The 17,635-nt window shown below is 66.6% G+C and carries 13 protein-coding genes; 12 read left to right on the top strand and 1 reads right to left on the bottom strand.

Going from position 1 to position 17,635, the window contains the following annotated elements; translation table 11 throughout:
* Window positions 1-4: 4 nt before the first annotated feature.
* Window positions 5-1,438, bottom strand: a complete 1,434-nt coding sequence (gene puuE / locus AUL36_RS04515; protein WP_062218478.1) for an allantoinase PuuE — start codon at window positions 1,436-1,438, stop codon at window positions 5-7.
* A 187-nt stretch (window positions 1,439-1,625) separates the two neighbouring features.
* Here puuE and uraH point away from each other — a divergent pair, with 187 nt between their 5' ends.
* The 12 genes from uraH (at window position 1,626) to AUL36_RS04455 (ending at window position 17,547) form a co-directional block, all read left to right on the top strand.
* Complete coding sequence (gene uraH / locus AUL36_RS04510) at window positions 1,626-1,997, top strand: hydroxyisourate hydrolase (RefSeq protein ID WP_058635148.1); 372 nt, start codon at window positions 1,626-1,628, stop codon at window positions 1,995-1,997.
* A gap of 5 nt (window positions 1,998-2,002) precedes the next feature.
* Window positions 2,003-3,445 carry a xanthine dehydrogenase small subunit gene (gene xdhA, locus AUL36_RS04505; RefSeq protein WP_062218476.1) on the top strand — a complete coding sequence of 481 codons (1,443 nt, stop codon included), beginning with the start codon at window positions 2,003-2,005 and terminating at the stop codon, window positions 3,443-3,445.
* Window positions 3,445-5,847, top strand: coding sequence for a xanthine dehydrogenase molybdopterin binding subunit (xdhB, locus tag AUL36_RS04500; RefSeq protein WP_156418256.1), 2,403 nt, complete (start codon window positions 3,445-3,447; stop codon window positions 5,845-5,847). Before xdhA ends, xdhB begins: the two co-directional genes overlap by 1 nt.
* Window positions 5,844-6,713 carry a xanthine dehydrogenase accessory protein XdhC gene (gene xdhC, locus AUL36_RS04495; RefSeq protein ID WP_062218474.1) on the top strand — a complete coding sequence of 290 codons (870 nt, stop codon included), beginning with the start codon at window positions 5,844-5,846 and terminating at the stop codon, window positions 6,711-6,713. Before xdhB ends, xdhC begins: the two co-directional genes overlap by 4 nt.
* A 13-nt stretch (window positions 6,714-6,726) precedes the next feature.
* Window positions 6,727-8,253, top strand: a complete 1,527-nt coding sequence (locus AUL36_RS04490; protein ID WP_062218472.1) for an ABC transporter ATP-binding protein — start codon at window positions 6,727-6,729, stop codon at window positions 8,251-8,253.
* Window positions 8,253-9,404, top strand: a complete 1,152-nt coding sequence (locus AUL36_RS04485) for an ABC transporter permease (protein ID WP_062218470.1) — start codon at window positions 8,253-8,255, stop codon at window positions 9,402-9,404. Before AUL36_RS04490 ends, AUL36_RS04485 begins: the two co-directional genes overlap by 1 nt.
* On the top strand, window positions 9,401-10,324 hold the full coding sequence (locus AUL36_RS04480; protein WP_058601324.1) for an ABC transporter permease: 924 nt from the start codon (window positions 9,401-9,403) through the stop codon (window positions 10,322-10,324). Before AUL36_RS04485 ends, AUL36_RS04480 begins: the two co-directional genes overlap by 4 nt.
* A 26-nt stretch (window positions 10,325-10,350) precedes the next feature.
* Complete coding sequence (locus tag AUL36_RS04475; RefSeq protein ID WP_062218468.1) at window positions 10,351-11,436, top strand: BMP family ABC transporter substrate-binding protein; 1,086 nt, start codon at window positions 10,351-10,353, stop codon at window positions 11,434-11,436.
* Window positions 11,437-11,741: 305 nt separating this feature from the next.
* Window positions 11,742-13,004 carry a urate hydroxylase PuuD gene (locus AUL36_RS04470; protein ID WP_062218466.1) on the top strand — a complete coding sequence of 421 codons (1,263 nt, stop codon included), beginning with the start codon at window positions 11,742-11,744 and terminating at the stop codon, window positions 13,002-13,004.
* A 39-nt stretch (window positions 13,005-13,043) separates the two neighbouring features.
* Window positions 13,044-14,411 (top strand): guanine deaminase, encoded by a 1,368-nt coding sequence (gene guaD / locus AUL36_RS04465; protein WP_062218464.1) that lies wholly within the window; start codon window positions 13,044-13,046, stop codon window positions 14,409-14,411.
* A 107-nt stretch (window positions 14,412-14,518) separates the two neighbouring features.
* On the top strand, window positions 14,519-15,367 hold the full coding sequence (locus AUL36_RS04460) for a fumarylacetoacetate hydrolase family protein (RefSeq protein WP_062218462.1): 849 nt from the start codon (window positions 14,519-14,521) through the stop codon (window positions 15,365-15,367).
* A 131-nt stretch (window positions 15,368-15,498) separates the two neighbouring features.
* On the top strand, window positions 15,499-17,547 hold the full coding sequence (locus AUL36_RS04455; protein WP_082655553.1) for an alpha-1,4-glucan--maltose-1-phosphate maltosyltransferase: 2,049 nt from the start codon (window positions 15,499-15,501) through the stop codon (window positions 17,545-17,547).
* Window positions 17,548-17,635 lie beyond the last annotated feature (88 nt).

The following is a 17,635-nucleotide window of genomic DNA, read 5'->3' as shown; positions in this document are numbered from 1 at the left end:
GGATTTATTCTCCGAGGATCGCGGTGATGCGCAGGCGGGCGATCTTCTCGACCTCGCGGCAGGCGGTGGCCAATTCCGTGGCCGGATCGTTCTCCACCCGCGCCTCGAAGGCCCGAAGGATCGCGTGTTTGTCGAGGCCCCGGACGGCGATGATAAAGGGGAAGCCGAAGCGCCCGACATAGCGCGCGTTCAGCTCGGTGAAGCGGGTCAGTTCGTCCGGCGTCAATTGGTCGAGCCCGGCGGAGGCCTGCTCGGCCGAGGATTCGGCGGTGAGGCCGCCGGCGAGCGCGAGGCGACCGGCGAGATCGGGATGGGCGCGCAGAACGGCGAGCCGCTCGACCTCGCTGGCGCGCCGGAAGGCGACCGCGAAGGCGGCCGAGAGTCCCTGCGCCGTGTCATGCGCCTGACCGATGCCGCGCTCCAGCACGCGCTCGGCCAGATAGGGCGAATGCTCGAACACGCCGCCGAACATGCGCAGAAAGATGTCGCGCTCCAGCCGGCTCGGCTGGATGGAGGGCTTGTAGGGGAAATGCTCGCGCCAGTGCTTGGCGATGTCGGCGCGCGTGGCGACCCAGACATCGGGCTTCGAGCCGATATAATCGAGGAAGCGGGCCAGCGCCTGCGCCCGTCCCGGGCGGCCGACGAGCCGGCAATGCAGGCCGATGTTCAGCATCTTGGCCTGACCCTTCTCGCCTTCCTCGTAGAGGCAGTCGAAGGCGTCCTTCAGATAGGTGTAGAACTGCTCGCCCGTGTTGAAGCCCTGGGGCGTGGCAAAGCGCATGTCGTTGGAATCGAGCGTATAGGGCAGGATGAGAAGCGGCTTGGTGCGCGTTTCCTGCCAATAGGGCAGATCGTCGGCATAGGCGTCGGAGGCGTAGAGGAAGTCGCGCTCGGCGGCGAGTTCCAGCGTGTGCTGCGAGGAGCGGCCGGTGTACCAGCCGAGGGGCTTTTCGCCCGTCACCGCCTCATGAAGCTCAAGCGCCTCGTCCATATCGGCGCGCTCGGCCTCGATCGTGTGGTCGCGGTAGTCGATCCATTTCAACCCGTGCGAGGCGATCTCCCAGCCGGCTTCCTGCATGGCGGCCACCTGCTCGGGGCTGCGCTCCAGGGCGCTCGCGACGCCATAGACTGTGACGGGAAGGCTGCGCTCGGTGAACATGCGCCAGAGCCGCCAGAAGCCCGCCCTCGCGCCATATTCGTAGATCGATTCCATGTTCATGTGGCGCAGGCCCGGCCAGGGAGCCGCGCCGACGATCTCCGACAGAAAGGCTTCGGAGGCCTTGTCGCCATGAATGATCGCGTTCTCGCCGCCTTCCTCGTAGTTCACCACGAACTGCACGCAGATCTTGGCCGAGCCCGCGCCGCCGGGGTTGGGCCAGCGCGGATCGGGCGCCCGGCGGCCATATCCAAGCATGTCGCGGGGATAGGAAGTCGTCATGGCGCTTGGTCTCCGGGAACGTGAGGTCGCTTCTGCGATACGACGATCGCACGGCAATTTCCATGCCGCCGTTTTTCGCCGGTGTTTTCCGGCTTCTCACATTGGAGGCGTTCGAAGGCTGGACGAGCATGGGCGAACCGGTGCAGACTACCTGACCGGATGGTCAAAACCAAAGGTTCCTCGATTCATGGCAGCCAATGACGCGCCGGCCGGCCGGCTGACGACGCATGTCCTCGATACGGCGCGCGGTGTGCCCGCGAGCGGGCTCGAGCTCGTTCTCCACCGGGTGGAAGGCGATCGGCGCGAGCTGGTGGTGGAAACCCGCACCAATGCGGACGGGCGCTGCGACAAGCCGCTGCTGGAGGGCGAGACCTGCCGCTTCGGCGTCTATGAGCTGACCTTCTTCTGCGGCCCGTATTTCGACCGCTCCGGGCTTCAGCTGACGGAGCCGAAGTTCCTGGACGACGTGGTGATCCGCTTCGGCGTGGCGGAGGCCAAGCACTATCATGTGCCTCTGCTGATCTCGCCCTTCGGCTATTCCACCTATCGCGGGAGCTGAACCAGATGGGCGAGGCGATCCGCTTTCTGCTGAACGGCGAAGAGCGCATGGTGGAAGGTCTACCGCCGACCACCACGGTTCTCGAATATCTGCGCGGCGCGCGCGAGCGGCTGACCGGCACCAAGGAAGGCTGCGCGGAAGGGGATTGCGGCGCCTGCACCGTGCTTCTCGAAGAGCCTGACGGCGAAGGGGGTCTCCAGCGCCGCGCCGTCAACGCCTGCATCCTGTTTCTGCCGGCGCTGCATGGGCGCTCGGTCGTCACGGTCGAGCATCTCGGCCGGGACGGGCTGCATCCGATTCAGGAGGCGATGGTCGAGCGCCATGCTAGCCAATGCGGCTTCTGCACGCCCGGCTTCGTGATGCAGCTTTATTCCGGCTGGCGCACGGGCGCGCTCAGCGACCGGCAGTCGGTCAAGGACGTCATCTCGGGCAATCTCTGCCGCTGCACCGGCTATGGGCCGATCGTGGAGGCCGGGCTCGACCTCGCGCGCCGGCCCTTGCCGGACACGTCCGCCGAGGATGCCGCGACGGCCGAAGCTCTGCGCGCGGCGCGCGGCGAGGGCGTCTTCCGCTACGAGGCGGACGGGCGGCTCTGGCTCTCCCCCGGCAATGTGGACGATCTCGCCGACACCTATGCCGCGCACCCGGAGGCGACGCTGGTGGCCGGCGCGACGGATGTCGGCCTCTGGGTCACGAAGCAGCATCGCGATTTTCCCGTCATGATCGACGTTTCGCGCGTGGAGGATCTCCGCCATATCGAGGAGGGGCCGCATTCGCTCTTTTTCGGCGCTGCGGTCACACATCGCGAAGCGCGGGCGCGGCTTGCCGACATCCACCCCGATCTCGACGAGGTCATGCGCCGCTTCGCCGGCTATCAGATTCGCAACACGGGCACGGTCGGCGGCAATATCGCCAATGGCTCGCCGATCGGCGACCTGCCGCCCATGCTGATTGCGCTCGGCGCCAATCTCTTCCTGCGCCGGGGCGAGACGATGCGAAACCTGCCGCTGGAGGATTTCTTCATCCAGTACGGCAAGCAGGACCGCGCACCGGGCGAATTCGTCGCCGCCGTGGAGGTGCCGCTTCTGGAAGCGAACGAGCGCTTTGCGGCCTACAAGATTTCCAAACGCCTGGACTCGGACATTTCGGCCGTGCTCGCGGCCTTCAAGCTGACGCTGGACGGTGGCGTGGTGATGAGCGCGCGCCTTGCCTTCGGCGGCATGGCGGGCACACCCAAGCGCGCGGCGGCGGCGGAAGCGGCGCTGATCGGCCGGCCCTTCGATGCGGACAGCGTGGCGCGGGCGGCCGAGGCTTTGCGAGAGGATTTCCAGCCGCTGGACGATCTGCGCGCCAGCGCGGACTATCGCCTGCAAGCCGCCGCCGGATGCCTGGAGCGCTTTCGGCTGCAACTCGCCGGCGTTCCCTCGCGGATCGAAGAGGTGGCCTGATGGACGAGACCCGCGTTCAGGACCGGGGCGAGGCCGGCACGGTCGGCATCGAGGCGCTGGACGAAGCGCCTGCTCTGCCGCAGACCCGGCTGAAGGGCGGCGTCGGCCAGCCGATCCGCCATGACAGTGGAGCCAAGCACGTCTCGGGCGAGGCGCACTACCTGGACGACGATCCGGAGCTTCCCGGCACGTTGCAGGTCTATCTTGCCATGAGCCCCAAGGCCCATGCGCGCATCCGCGCGATGGATCTTGCCCCCGTGCGCGCGGGCGAGGGCGTCGTCTGCGTGCTCTCGGCCGAGGATGTGCCGGGCATCAACGATTATTCGCCCGTCTTCGGGGACGATCCGATCTTCGCAGACGGCATCGTGCAATTCGTCGGCCAGCCGCTTTTTGCGGTCGCCGCACCCAGCCTGAAACAGGCCCGCGCCGCTGCAAAGCTGGCCGTGGTGGATTACGAAGACCTGCCCGCCGCCGTGACGATGGACGAGGGCGTCGCCTTCGCCGATGCGGCCGGCGAGGACCTTCTAACCCCACACGAGATGCGTTTAGGCGACGCGGCCTCGGCGCTGGCCGGCGCCCCGCATATCGTGGAAGGCCGGGTCGAGACGGGCGGGCAGGATCATTTCTATCTCGAAGGCCAGATCGCCTATGCCTGGCCGCAGGAGGATGGCGACGTCGTCGTGCGCTCCTCCACACAGCATCCGTCCGAAGTGCAGCACAATGTGGCGAAAGCCATCGGCCGCGCCGACCATGCGGTGACGATCGAGGTCCGGCGCATGGGCGGCGGCTTCGGCGGCAAGGAATCGCAGCCCGCGCTGTTTGCCTCCGTCGCGGCGCTGGTCGCGCTGAAGACCGGCCGCCCGGCCAAATGCCGGCTCGACCGCGACGACGACATGGAGATGACCGGCAAGCGGCACGAGTGCCGGACGGACTATCGCGTCGGCCATGACGGCGAGGGGCGGCTGGTGGGCGCTGAGTTCCAGCAGTTCATTCGCTGCGGCTATTCCAAGGACCTGTCGGGCGCGATCGCCGACCGGGCCATGTTCCATGCCGACAATGCCTATGACCTGAAGGCCGCCCATATCCATTCGCGCCGCCTGAAGACGCACACCGTCTCCAACACCGCCTTTCGCGGCTTCGGCGGGCCGCAGGGTATGGTCGCGATCGAGCGGGCGATCGACCGGATCGGCTTCGACCTCGGCCTCGATCCGCTGGATGTGCGAAAGCGCAATTTCTACGCCGCGATGGGCACAGGCGAGCCGGGCCTGACGCCTTATCATCAGAAGGTGGAGGATAGCGTCATCGCGGAGATGGTGGAGGAACTCGAAGTCTCTTCCGACTACCGCGCCCGGCGCGAGGCCGTGCGGGCGTTCAATGCCAAAAGCCCGATCCTCAAGAAGGGTCTGGCGCTGACGCCGGTGAAGTTCGGCATTTCCTTCACGACCTCGCATCTCAACCAGGCCGGCGCGCTGGTGCATGTCTACAAGGACGGCTCGGTTCACTTGAACCATGGCGGCACGGAGATGGGGCAGGGGCTCTTCACCAAGGTCGCGCAGGTGGTGGCCGAGGAGTTCCAGATCGACGTGGAACGGGTGAAGATCACCGCGACCACGACGGCCAAGGTGCCCAACACCTCGGCGACGGCCGCGTCCTCCGGCTCGGACCTCAACGGCATGGCCGCGCAGGCCGCCGCGCGCACGATCAAGGAGCGTCTGATCGCCTTTGCCGCCGAGCGCTACCGCGTCGCGCCTGATGCCATCGAGTTCCTGCCGAACCGGGTGCGGATCGGCGCGGTGGAAAAGCGCTTCTCCGATCTCGTCGGCGAAGCCTATCTCGGCCGCGTTTCGCTCTCCTCTACCGGCTTCTACGCCACACCCGGCATCCGCTACGACCGCGAAACGGCGAGCGGCAAGCCGTTCTATTACTACGCCTATGGCGCGGCCTGCGCGGAGGTCGTGATCGACACGCTGACGGGCGAGAACCGCTTGTTGCGTGCCGATATCCTCCACGATGTCGGCCAGTCCTTGAACCCGGCGCTCGATCTCGGCCAGATCGAAGGCGGCTTCATTCAGGGCATGGGCTGGCTGACGACGGAGGAACTCGTCTGGGACAAGGCCGGACGGCTGCGCACCCACGCGCCCTCCACCTACAAGATCCCGACCGCCAACGACCGGCCGGACGATCTGCGCGTGAAGCTCTGGGACAAAGGGCGCAACCCGGCCGCCACGATCTTCCGCTCCAAGGCGGTGGGCGAGCCGCCCTTCATGCTGGCGCTCTCGGTCTTTTCGGCGCTGATGGATGCGGTGATCGCGGCTGGCGAAGGGCGGCGCTTCCCCGCGCTCGACGCCCCGGCGACGCCCGAGCGCATTCTCGCGGCCGTGCGCGCGGTACGCGCCGCATGAGCGCGCTGCCCGCCCTTCGCACGGCCATGGCCGAGGGGCGGCCTGCGGTTTTCGTGCGGGTCGAGGAGGCGCGCGGCTCCACCCCGCGCGAGGTCGGCGCTTTCATGCTGGTGACGGCAGAGGCTTGCGAAGGCACGGTCGGCGGCGGCGCGCTGGAGATGGAAGGCATTGTGGAGGCCCGGCGGCTGCTGGCCTCCGGCGAGAGTGAAAGCCGCCTCGCGATCCCGCTCGGCCCCGCCATCGGCCAATGCTGCGGCGGCCATGTGACTCTCGGGTTTCGTCGTCTCGACGCCGCGCTTCTGTCGGACATGGAAGCCTTGGAAGCGCGCGAGCGCGAGGCCTATCCTCCTGTCTATGTGTTCGGGGCCGGCCATACAGGGCAGGCGCTGGCGCGCGCGCTTCTGCCGCTGCCGCTTCAGGTCGTGGTGATCGACACACGCGCCGACCGGCTGGCGACGCTGCCAGACGGCGTCGAGCGCCGCTTGCGCGCCGTGCCCGAGGCCGAGGTGCCGGGCGCGCCCGCAGGCTCGGCTTTCGTCGTCCTGACGCACGATCATGCGCTGGACTTCCTGATCGCGGCCGAAGCGCTGCGGCGCACGGACGCCGCCTATGTCGGAATGATCGGCTCGCGGACCAAGCGGGAAACCTTCCGCCGCCGCCTGGACGAGGCGGGGGAGGGGGCTCTGGTGGGGCGGCTCGTCCTGCCGATCGGCGGTGGTCGGGTGCGCGACAAACGCCCGGCCGTGATCGCCGCTTTGGCAGCTGCCGAAATCTTGACCGCCCTCGCATCCTCCTGTGAGGAAAACCACTGCTCAGGCTTTGCGCTTGTGCAAAACGAGTGCAATAACATCTCGGTTGAACCGTAGCGGACCTTTGCCCATGGCGCCTCGTCTTGAGCTTCAGTCGATTTCGAAGCGTTTTCCAGGCGTCGTGGCCAACGATGACATTTCCTTTTCCGTCGCGCCCGGCGCCATCCATGCCCTGCTCGGGGAAAACGGGGCCGGCAAGTCCACGCTGGTGAAGATCATCTACGGCGTGCAGCAGGCCGACGAGGGCACGATGCTCTTCGACGGACAGGCCGTGCGTATCCAGTCGCCCCGCGAGGCGCGCCGGCTCGGCATCGGCATGGTGTTCCAGCATTTCTGCCTGTTCGAGGCGATGACGGTGCTGGAGAATATCGCGCTCGGCATGGACGATCCGCCGCCCCGGCGCGAGCTGGAGGCGCGCGTGCGCGAGGTCATGAGCGCCTACGGGTTGGGGCTCGACCCGCATCGCGAAGTCCACACGCTTTCGGTCGGCGAGCGCCAGCGCATCGAGATCGTGCGCGCGCTTCTGGGCAAGCCGAAGCTTCTGATCATGGACGAGCCGACATCCGTTCTGACGCCGCAGGAGGTGGACGCGCTGTTCGGCGTTCTCAGGCAGTTGCAGGGCGAAGGCTGCTCGATCCTCTATATCTCGCACAAGCTGGACGAGATCCGCACCCTCTGCTCGACGGCGACGATTCTGCGCGGCGGTCGGGTGGTGGGCACTTGCGATCCGCGGCAGGAAACCGCGCGCTCCATGGCCGAACTGATGATCGGCGGCTCGCTCAAGGCTCTGTCGGAAAAGCCGGCTTCCAGCCTCGGCCGGGAGCGTTTTTCCGTCTCCGGCCTCTCGGCGCCCGGCCTGCCGCCCTTCGGCACGAGCCTCAAGGCCATTTCCTTCTCCGTGCGCTCGGGCGAGATTCTGGGCATCGCGGGCGTCGCCGGCAACGGGCAGAACGAGCTTCTGGAAGTGCTCTCCGGCGAGCGCACGGCGGGCGTTTCGGGCAACGTGCGCATCGACGGGCAGGATTTGGCACGCCTCGGCGTCTCCGCGCGCCGCCGCGCCGGGCTCGCCACCGTGCCGGAAGAGCGCAACGGCCACGCCGCCGTGCCGGATATGACGCTTTATGAAAACGCCATTCTCTCGGCCCGCGCGCGCAAGGGGCTGGCCTCGGGCGGTTTGTTGCGCATGGGCGCGGCGAAGAGCTTTGCCGAAAGCGTCATCAAGGGTTTCGGCGTCAAGGCGACGGGGCCGCGCGCCGCCGCGCGCTCGCTGTCCGGCGGCAATTTGCAGAAATTCATCATGGGTCGCGAGATCGGGCAGGAGCCGACGGTTCTCGTCGTCTCGCAGCCGACCTGGGGCGTCGATGCCGGCGCGGCCGGCTTCATCCGGCAGGCCATGCTGGATCTGGCCGCCAAGGGCACGGCCATCGTCGTCGTCAGCCAGGATCTGGACGAGCTTCTGGAACTCTGCGACCGGCTCGCCGTCATCAACGAAGGGCGTCTGTCGCCGGCCATGGACGTGAAGGGCATTTCGATCGAGCGCGTCGGCCTTCTCATGGGCGGCATCCATGGCGAGACTCATGCGGAGGTGGCGGCCTGATGGCTCTTCGCTTCGTTCCCCGGCGCGAGCCGAGCCGCGCCATGCTGATTGCGACGCCGGTTCTGGCTGTCGTGCTGACGCTGCTCGTCGGCGCGATCGTCTTCACCCTGCTGGGCTATGACGGGCTCGGCGCGGTGCGCGAGATTTTCGTCACGCCGCTCTTCGATCCCTATCGCTGGCAAGACCTTCTGGTGAAGGCCGCGCCGCTCGCCATGATCGCCGTCGGATTGTCGGTCGGCTTCCGCGCCAATGTCTGGAACATCGGCGCGGAGGGGCAATACGTCATGGGCGGCCTTGCCGGCACGGGCGTCGCGCTCATGACGCTCGACATGACCGGGCCGTGGATTCTGCCGCTCATGGTCGTCGCGGGCATCATCGGCGGCATGGTCTGGGCCGCTATTCCCGCCTTCCTGCGCACGGCGCTGGGCGTCTCGGAAATCCTGTCCAGCCTGATGCTGAACTATGTCGCCATCCAGATTCTCTATTATCTGATGCGCGGTCCCTGGAAGGACCCGATGGGGTTCAACTTCCCGCAGACGGCCATGTTCTCGCCCGACCAGACGCTGCCCTTCGTCGTGCCGGGCACGCTGATCCATCTCGGCATTCCGGTGGCGCTCGCGCTGGCGCTCGCGCTCTGGTTCGCGGTGTCGCGCACGGTCGCGGGCTTTCAGGTGCGCGTCGTAGGTCTCAGCCCGCAGGCCGCCCGCTATGGCGGCTTCCGCGAAACGCGCGTCGTCTGGATGACCATGGCGCTCGGCGGCGCGCTGGCCGGTCTCGCGGGTATCTTCGAGGCCGCCGGCCCGTTCGGTCAGATGGTCCCGGCCTTTCCGGTCGGCTACGGCTTCACCGCCATCATCGTCGCCTTTCTCGGTCGCCTCCATCCGCTCGGCATCGTGCTGGCCGCGCTCGTTCTGGCGCTGACCTATGTCGGGGGCGAAAGCGCGCAGACGGCCATCGGCCTGCCGGCCGCCGCCATCGGCGTGTTCCAGGCCATGATGCTCTTCTTCCTGCTGGCGGTGGACATTCTCGTGCGCTACCGCCTGACCGCGTCGGGCGGCGGCAGCGGCGCGCCGGTCGGCCTGCCGGCCAAGAGCGGCCCGGCCACCGTGCCCGCCGCTGAGACCAAGACCGGAAGCGGAGTGCCGGCATGAACGAGGCTCTGATCGTCGCCATCATCGTCGCGGTCGTGACTTCGGCGACGCCCATCCTGATCGCCGCGCTCGGCGAACTCGTGGTGGAGAAGTCGGGCGTTCTCAATCTCGGCGTCGAAGGCATGATGCTGATCGGGGCCGTCACCGGCTTCATCGTCTCGGTGTCGACAGGCGTTCCGGCGCTCGGCGCGCTGGGCGGCATGGCGGCGGCCGCCGCCGCCTCGCTGATCTTCGCCTATCTGACGCTGACGCTCACCGCCAATCAGGTGGCGACGGGTCTGGCGCTGACGATCTTCGGCACGGGCGTTTCGGCGCTGGCGGGCGCATCTTTCGTCGGGATCACCACGCCGGTCTTCGGCTCGGTCTTTCCCGCAAGCTTGAGCGACGATCCGATCTGGCGCGTCCTGTTCGGCTATTCGCCCATCGTCTACGCCTCCTTCGCGCTGACCTTCGCCGTCTGGTGGTTTCTCAAGCACAGCAGAGCCGGCCTCGTGCTGCGGGCGGTCGGCGAAAGCGATTCCTCGGCCCATTCGATCGGCTATCCCGTGTTGAAGGTGCGCTATCTCGCGGTGCTCTTCGGCGGGGCCATGGCCGGGCTGGCGGGGGCTTACTATTCGCTGGTGCTGACGCCCATGTGGGCCGAGCGGCTGACCGCCGGGCGCGGCTGGATCGCCATCGCGCTCGTGGTCTTCGCCTCCTGGCGGCCGGGGCGGCTTCTGCTCGGGGCCTATCTCTTCGGCGCGGTCATCACGCTGGAGCTTCAGGCCAAGGCGGCCGGTTGGTCGCTGCTGGCACCCGAGTTCCTGACCAGCCTTCCTTATCTGGCGACGATCCTCGTCCTCGCTGTTATCTCGGGGCGGTCGCGCACGCGCAGCGCGGCGCCGGCCTGCCTCGGCAAACCCTTCCGGGCTTCGGCCTGATATCCGATCATCTCAAGGAGTTCTCGATGATCCTTCTCAACCGCCGTCAGGTTCTTCTGGGAGGCGCCGCTCTCGCCGCCACGCTCGCGATCGGCGCTCCGGCCTTCGCGCAGGTGAAGGATCGCCCGGTGAAGGCCGCCTTCGTCTATGTCGGCCCGGTCGGCGATTTCGGCTATTCCTTCGCCCATGACCAGGGTCGCAAATATCTGGCCGAGAAGCTGGGTGATAAGGTGCAGACGACCTTCGTCGAGAACGTCGCCGAAGGGCCGGACGCCGAGCGCGTCATCCGCAAGCTCGCGCAGGACGGCAACGACATCATCTTCTCGACTTCCTTCGGCTTCATGAATCCGACGCTGAAGGTCGCCAAGCAGTTCCCGAAGGTGAAGTTCGAGCACGCGACGGGCTATCAGACCGCGCCGAACATGGCGGCCTACAATTCCAAATTCTACCAGGGCCGCGCCGTGCTCGGCACCATCGCCGGCATGATGTCGAAAACCGGCAAGGCCGGCTATGTCGCTTCCTTCCCGATCCCGGAAGTCGTGATGGGCATCAACGCCTTCACGCTGGCGGCGCGCAAGGTGAACCCGAATTTCGAGACGCAGGTCGTCTGGGTGAACTCCTGGTACGACCCGGCCAAGGAAGCGCAGGCCGCCGGCGCGCTGCTCGATCAGGGCGCGGATGTCATCACCCAGCACACCGACTCGCCCGGCCCCTTGCAGGAAGCCGAGAAGCGCGGCGCCATCGCCTTCGGCCAGGCTTGGGACATGACCAAGTTCGCCCCGAACGCACACATGACCGCGATCGTCGACAATTGGGGGCCCTATTATGTCAGCCGCGTCAACGCGGTGGCCGATGGCACCTGGAAGACGCAGGACGTCTGGCTCGGCATGAAGGAAGGCGAGGTCGAGATGGCCCCCTTCAACTCCAAGATGCCGGACAACGTGAAGGCCGCCGCGCAGAAGATCGTGGACGAGACCAAGGCCGGCACCTACGAGGTCTTCACCGGCCCGATCAAGGACCAGTCGGGCGCCGACAAGATCCCGGCGGGTCAGGTCATCCCGGATGCGGACTTGCTCAAGATGGACTGGTACGTCCAAGGCGTGCGTAACTAAGACGGCTCGCGCTGGCGGTCATCCAGCGCGGTTCGCTGCGCTTCCGATGCTCGCGGACACAAAGTCCGCTCCGCTTCGGGTCTCGCGACTCCACGCTGGCTGACTCGCCATCACGACCCTCCGGTCGGCGCCCTATAACGGGAGGCCGGCCGAGCGAGCGACGAGTTCCGAAAGGGCGTTACGCGCCCTTTCCCAAACGCCTGGCTCCTCCCACCGTCTCCTGAACGGCGAGGGGCCCGCAAAGGCACATCGGATTCATTTTGAGGCGTTCCGCGACAAGGGGGCGGCGTCTCGGGGGTCATCCCATGTGGACTTATCTTTCCGAATGGCTGCAATTTGGCGTGCGTTGGGTGCACGTCGTCACCGCGATCGCCTGGATCGGATCGTCCTTCTATTTCATCGCGCTCGATCTGGGCCTTCGAAAGCCGCATGGCGCGCCCATGGTGGGCGTCGGCGGCGAGGCTTGGCAGGTCCATGGCGGCGGCTTCTACCATATCCAGAAATACATGGTCGCCCCGCCGCACATGCCGGAGGACCTGACCTGGTTCAAATGGGAGAGCTACGCGACTTGGCTGTCGGGCGCGGCGCTGCTCTTCCTCGTTTACTATCTCGGCGCCGATCTTTATCTGATCGATCCCGCCAAGGCCGATCTTCCGGCCTGGGCCGCAGTGCTCATCGGCGTCGCCGGGCTGGCGCTTGGCTGGGTCGTCTATGACCGGATCTGCAAGTCGCCGCTCGGCAAGAACGACTCGGTGCTGCTCGGCATCGTCTTCGTCTATGTCGTGGCGGCGAGCTTCGTGTTCAGCCAGCTCTTTTCGGGGCGCGGGGCCATGCTGCACACGGGCGCCATGATCGCGACGATCATGACCGCCAATGTCGCCATGCTCATCATCCCCAACCAGAAGATCGTGGTGGCGGACCTCAAGGCCGGGCGCTCGCCCGACCCGCGCCTCGGAGCGGCGGCCAAGCAGCGCTCGCTCCACAACAACTACCTGACCCTGCCGGTCATCTTCCTGATGCTGTCCAACCATTATCCGCTCGCCTTCGCGACGGAATGGAACTGGGCTATCGCCGGGCTGGTGCTCCTGATCGGCGCGGTCGTGCGCCACTTCTTCAACACCAAGCACAAGACCGGGCAGCATCTCTGGTGGTGCTGGGCTGTGGCGGGCGTGCTCTTCGTTCTCGTCATGGCTCTATCGGGCGCGCCGGGTTGGCGCGCCTCATCCACGGGCGAGGCCTCGTCCACGTCCAGTGCCAGCCTCGACTTCCAGGCCGATCCGCAACTCGCGCTCGCCCGCTCGCCTCTGTTTCAGGAGGCCGAGGGCATCGTCCAGTCGCGCTGTTCCATGTGCCACGCGCGCAAGCCGCTCTGGCCGGGCATGGGCCACGCACCCAAGGGCGTGCTCTTGGAAAACGGCCGCGACATCGTCCTGAACGCCTCCTTGATCGAGCGTCAGGCCGTGCGCTCTCACGCCATGCCGCCGGGCAATATTACCGGTATGGAGCCTTCGGAGCGTCTGGCGCTGGCCCGCTGGCTGGAAACCAGCAGCGGCCTTTATCGGCCTTGAGCCTATCTCGGCGCACTCACAGAGTTTAGTCTCCCAGATATGACCGACATCACGATTCCAGCGGGCGGTACGCTCGCCCTTCGCGCGCGCGTTCTGTCCTATGACGTGCAGCATCTTCAGCCGGGCGAGACGCCGGTGGCGCGCTTCATCGAAGACGGGCTCGTCGTCATTCGCGACGGCCTCATCCAGGCCGTGGGCGAGGCGAGCGAGCTTCTCGACGGGCTCGGCCCCGACCAGCCCGTGACGGACTATCGCCCGTTTCTGCTGACCGCCGGCTTCATCGACCCGCATCTCCACATGCCGCAGACGCAGGTTATCGCCTCCTACGGCACGGAACTGATGGAATGGCTCGCCAAGTACACGTTCCCCGAGGAGTCGCGCTATGGCGACCCAGCGGTGGCGGACGCGGCGGCGCAGTTCCTGCTGCGCGAACTCCTGCGCAACGGGACGACCACGGCGGTCGCGTTCTGCACCTCGCATCCGCAATCGGCGGAGAGCTTCTTTTCCGAGAGCGCGCGGCTGGGCCTGCGCATGATCGGCGGCAAGGTCATGATGGACCGCAACGCGCCGCCCGAACTCACCGACACGCCCGAGCGCGCCCATGACGAGACGTTGGCGCTCGTCCAGCGCTGGCACGGGGCGGGGCGGCTGGAAGTCGCCATCACACCGCGCTTCGCGCCGACCTCCACCGAGGCGCAGCTGGAGGTGGCCGGCGCTCTGGCGAAGGACCATCCCGATCTTGCGATCCAGACGCATCTCTCCGAGAATCTTGGCGAGATCGATTTCGTGCGCGAGCTTTTCCCTTGGGCGGAGGACTATACGGCGGTCTACGAGCGCTACGGCCTCGTGCGCCGCCGCGCCCTGTTCGGCCATTGCATCCACCTGTCGGAGCGCGAGCGCAGGGCGCTGGCCGAGCATCAGGCGACGGCCGTGTTCTGCCCGACCTCGAACCTGTTTCTGGGCTCCGGTCTCTTCGATCGGGACGGCGCTTTGGCTGCAAACCTGCGCATGGGTCTCGCCACCGATATCGGCGGCGGCACGTCCTATTCCATGCTGCAGACGGCCGGCGAGGGCTACAAGGTTCTGGCCCTGCGCGGCCAGCGTCTGCCCGGCCATGCCGCCTTCTACATGATGACATCAGGCAATGCCGATGCGATCGGCTTCGGCGACCGCATCGGGCAGGTCGCGCCGGGCTTCGAGGCGGATTTGACGATCCTCGACGCGCGCGCCACGGCCGCGTTGCGCCAGCGTATGGAGCGGGTGGAGACGCTGGAAGAAGAACTCTTCGCGCTGACCGTGCTCGGAGACGAGCGTGCCGTGGTCGCGACCTATGCGGCCGGCCGCCGGCTGCACGCGCGGGGCCTAGCCGAGCCGCCGCCGCTGGCCCATGGCGGGTTGGCTGCTTAAACCCTGGCGCGATTGCGCTAGATAGCGCCTGCGGCGCTTTGCCTTGAGCGGGCGCCGCTATCAGAACGAGCCGGCCGGAGAAACCGGCGCGGGGCAGGAGGACGGGCATGAGACTGGTGCGTTTCGGAGAGCCGGGGGCCGAGAAGCCGGGGCTGATCGACGAGGAAAACCGCATTCGTGACCTGTCGGGCGAGATCGACGATATCGGCGGCGCGGTTCTCTCCCGGCATGGGCTGGAGAAGCTGCGCGCGCTGGACCCCAAGAGCCTGCCCAAGGCCGATCCGAGCCATCGCCTCGGCCCACCCGTCGCGGGCATCCGAAACTTCATCGCCGTCGGCCGCAACTATGCCGAACACGCCGCCGAGACCGGCTCCGAGACACCGAGCGAGCCGCTTCTGTTCAACAAGGCGGTCTCCTGCATCGCCGGGCCGCGCGACGGCTTCGCCATCCCGAACGGCGCCACCAAGGTCGACTGGGAGGTCGAGGTCGCCATCGTCATCGGCGAGCGCTGCTATCAGGTCTCCAAGGACGAGGCGCTGGATTACGTCGCCGGCTTCTGCCTGTGCAACGATGTGTCCGAGCGCACCTGGCAGAAGGAGCGCGGCGGCCAATGGCTGAAGGGCAAGAGCGCGCCCGGCTTCGGCCCGCTCGGCCCTTGGCTGGTGACGCGGGACGAGATCGAGAACCCGGCCGCGCTGGAACTCTGGCTCGACGTGAACGGCCAGCGGATGCAGACCGGCACCACGGCCGACATGATCTTCGACTTCGCCACCATCGTCTCCTACACGTCGGAGTTTTTGGCGCTGGAGCCGGGCGACGTCATTACCACGGGCACCCCGGCGGGCGTCGGCGCGGGCATGAAGCCTCCCGTGTTCCTCAAGGCCGGCGATATCGTCACGCTCGGCAACGCGCATCTGGGCGAACAGCGTCAGGTCGTTTCCAGCCCAGCGGAATAAGTCCGGCAGCGGGAGAGAAACCCCGCCGCCTCTCTGGATGAATCGGGTTTGGCCCCTATTCCTTTGGCAGGAAGCGGGGCCATCCTCCCGCACTGGCTTCCCCGCCCTGCAACGGCAAAGAAGGTTCGTCCATGGCTCTCCCGGAACCCGTCGCGGCCAAGCCCAAGAAGCGCTCCGCATCCTCCATCGCCAGCCGCGAGGCTTCGATCGCGCTCTTGAAGGATTTGGCTGCCAGCCGCGTCGTGATCGAGGGTGTCGAGCCCCTGATCGATGGCGGCCGCTTCGCCGTGAAGCGGATGGAAAACGAGCCGCTGACCGTGACGGCCGACATCTTCTCAGACGGGCACGAGATCATCGCGGCCGCGCTGGTGACGCATGGCGGCGAAGTGGAAGGGCTGGAAACGCCCTTCGTCTTCATCGGCAACGACCGATGGGGCGCGACGGTGCGCCTTGCGACCCCCGGCCCCTATCGCTATTCCATCATCGCCTGGCGCGACGTGTTCGGCACCTGGGCGAGCGACACCAAGAAGAAGCGGGACGCTGGCGTCGATATCGCGCTGGAGCTGCGCGAGGGCGAGGCGATCCTCGAACAGGCCGCCGAATCCGGCCGTGGCTCGCGTGAAGATGCCAAGGCGCTGAAGGCCCTGCGCGCCCGCGTCGAGAAGTTCCGCAAGCTGAAGGACGAGGCGGCGCTTTATGCCGTCTTCACCGACGCGGAGACGATCGAGCTTCTGCGCCGCTGCGGCGTGCGCGCCAATCTCTCGCGCTATCCCGTCCAAGTACCCGTCTGGGTGGATCGCGAGGCCGCCGGCTTCTCGGCCTGGTACGAGTTGATGCCGCGCTCGCAGTCGGGCGATCCGAAGCGCCACGGCACGTTCGACGACGTGATCGCGCGCCTCCCCGATATCCGGGAGATGGGCTTCGACGTTCTCTATTTCCCGCCGATCCATCCGATCGGCAAGTCCAACCGCAAGGGCAAGAACAACAGCGTCACGGCCAAAGAAGGCGAGCCGGGCAGCCCCTATGCGATCGGTTCGCATGAGGGTGGCCACAACGACATCCATCCGGAGCTCGGCTCCTTCGCCGATTTCCAGCGCCTCGTGACGCGCGCGGCCGATCATGGGCTGGAGCTCGCGCTCGACTTCGCCATCCAATGCTCGCCCGACCATCCCTGGATCAAGCAGCACAAGGGCTGGTTCGACTGGCGGCCCGATGGCTCGATCAAATATGCGGAGAATCCGCCCAAGAAATATCAGGACATCGTCAATGTCGACTTCTACGGGCCGGACGCGATCCCTTCGCTCTGGGTCGAACTGCGCGACATCGTCCTGTTCTGGCTGGACAAGGGCGTTCGTATCTTCCGCGTCGACAATCCGCACACCAAGCCCTTCCCCTTCTGGGAATGGATGATCGCGGAGGTGCGCGCGGTGGACCCCGGCGTGATCTTCCTGGCGGAGGCCTTCACCCGGCCCAAACTCATGAAGCGCCTCGCCAAGGTCGGCTATAACCAGAGCTATTCCTATTTCACCTGGCGCAACCTGAAATGGGAGCTGCGCGAGTATCTGACCGAACTGACGAAGGAAGAATGCGCCGAATACATGCGGCCGAACTTCTTCGTGAACACGCCCGATATCAACCCGCTCTTCCTCCATACGAGCGGGCGGCCGGGCTTTCGCATCCGCGCCGCGCTGGCCGCGACGCTGGCGGGCAATTACGGCGTCTATTCCGGCTTCGAGCTTTGCGAATACGAGCCTCTCGTGACCGGCAAGGAAGAATATAAGGACTCGGAGAAATACGAGATCCGCGCCTTCGACTGGAAGCGTGAGGGCCATATCCGGGACGATCTCGCGCTTCTCAACCGGCTGCGCCAGTCCGAGCCGGCGCTGCGGGATTTCCGCAATCTGGAATTCTACCAGTTCTGGAACGACAACGTTCTTTACTACGGCAAGCGGACGGCCGATCTCTCCTCTTTCATCCTCGTCATGGTGACGCTCGACCCGCATCAGCCGCAGGGCGGCCATTTCGAAGTGCCGCTCTGGGAATTCGGCCTGCCCGACAATGGCACGGTCAAGGTCGAGGACCTCGTGAACGACCGCCAGTTCGTCTGGTCCGGCAAGGTTCAGCATTGGTGGTTCGAGCCGGCGGAACTTCCCTACGCCATTTTCCGTCTATCCGTCTGACGGGAGAGAGGGCGGGCTTCGAGCCCGCTTCGCTTCTCCTGTCTTGTTTCTTCCACGGTCCGGCCCGGCCGACCGCAGACGACGATGG

Origin of the sequence: Aureimonas sp. D3 (assembly GCF_001463805.1) — a bacterium.
Lineage (GTDB): Bacteria > Pseudomonadota > Alphaproteobacteria > Rhizobiales > Rhizobiaceae > Aureimonas > Aureimonas ureilytica_A.
Note: the sequence above shows the minus strand (reverse complement) of the source record. Positions and strands in the feature narration are given on the sequence as shown.

Coding starts and splice junctions, on each gene's coding strand:
- AUL36_RS04460 (WP_062218462.1), top strand. CDS start 14,519: ATGAGACTGGTGCGTTTCGGAGAGCCGGGGGCCGAGAAGCCGGGGCTG.
- xdhB (WP_156418256.1), top strand. CDS start 3,445: ATGGACGAGACCCGCGTTCAGGACCGGGGCGAGGCCGGCACGGTCGGC.
- uraH (WP_058635148.1), top strand. CDS start 1,626: ATGGCAGCCAATGACGCGCCGGCCGGCCGGCTGACGACGCATGTCCTC.
- xdhC (WP_062218474.1), top strand. CDS start 5,844: ATGAGCGCGCTGCCCGCCCTTCGCACGGCCATGGCCGAGGGGCGGCCT.
- AUL36_RS04490 (WP_062218472.1), top strand. CDS start 6,727: ATGGCGCCTCGTCTTGAGCTTCAGTCGATTTCGAAGCGTTTTCCAGGC.
- AUL36_RS04455 (WP_082655553.1), top strand. CDS start 15,499: ATGGCTCTCCCGGAACCCGTCGCGGCCAAGCCCAAGAAGCGCTCCGCA.
- puuE (WP_062218478.1), bottom strand. CDS start 1,438: ATGACGACTTCCTATCCCCGCGACATGCTTGGATATGGCCGCCGGGCG.
- AUL36_RS04475 (WP_062218468.1), top strand. CDS start 10,351: ATGATCCTTCTCAACCGCCGTCAGGTTCTTCTGGGAGGCGCCGCTCTC.
- AUL36_RS04480 (WP_058601324.1), top strand. CDS start 9,401: ATGAACGAGGCTCTGATCGTCGCCATCATCGTCGCGGTCGTGACTTCG.
- AUL36_RS04485 (WP_062218470.1), top strand. CDS start 8,253: ATGGCTCTTCGCTTCGTTCCCCGGCGCGAGCCGAGCCGCGCCATGCTG.
- AUL36_RS04470 (WP_062218466.1), top strand. CDS start 11,742: ATGTGGACTTATCTTTCCGAATGGCTGCAATTTGGCGTGCGTTGGGTG.
- xdhA (WP_062218476.1), top strand. CDS start 2,003: ATGGGCGAGGCGATCCGCTTTCTGCTGAACGGCGAAGAGCGCATGGTG.
- guaD (WP_062218464.1), top strand. CDS start 13,044: ATGACCGACATCACGATTCCAGCGGGCGGTACGCTCGCCCTTCGCGCG.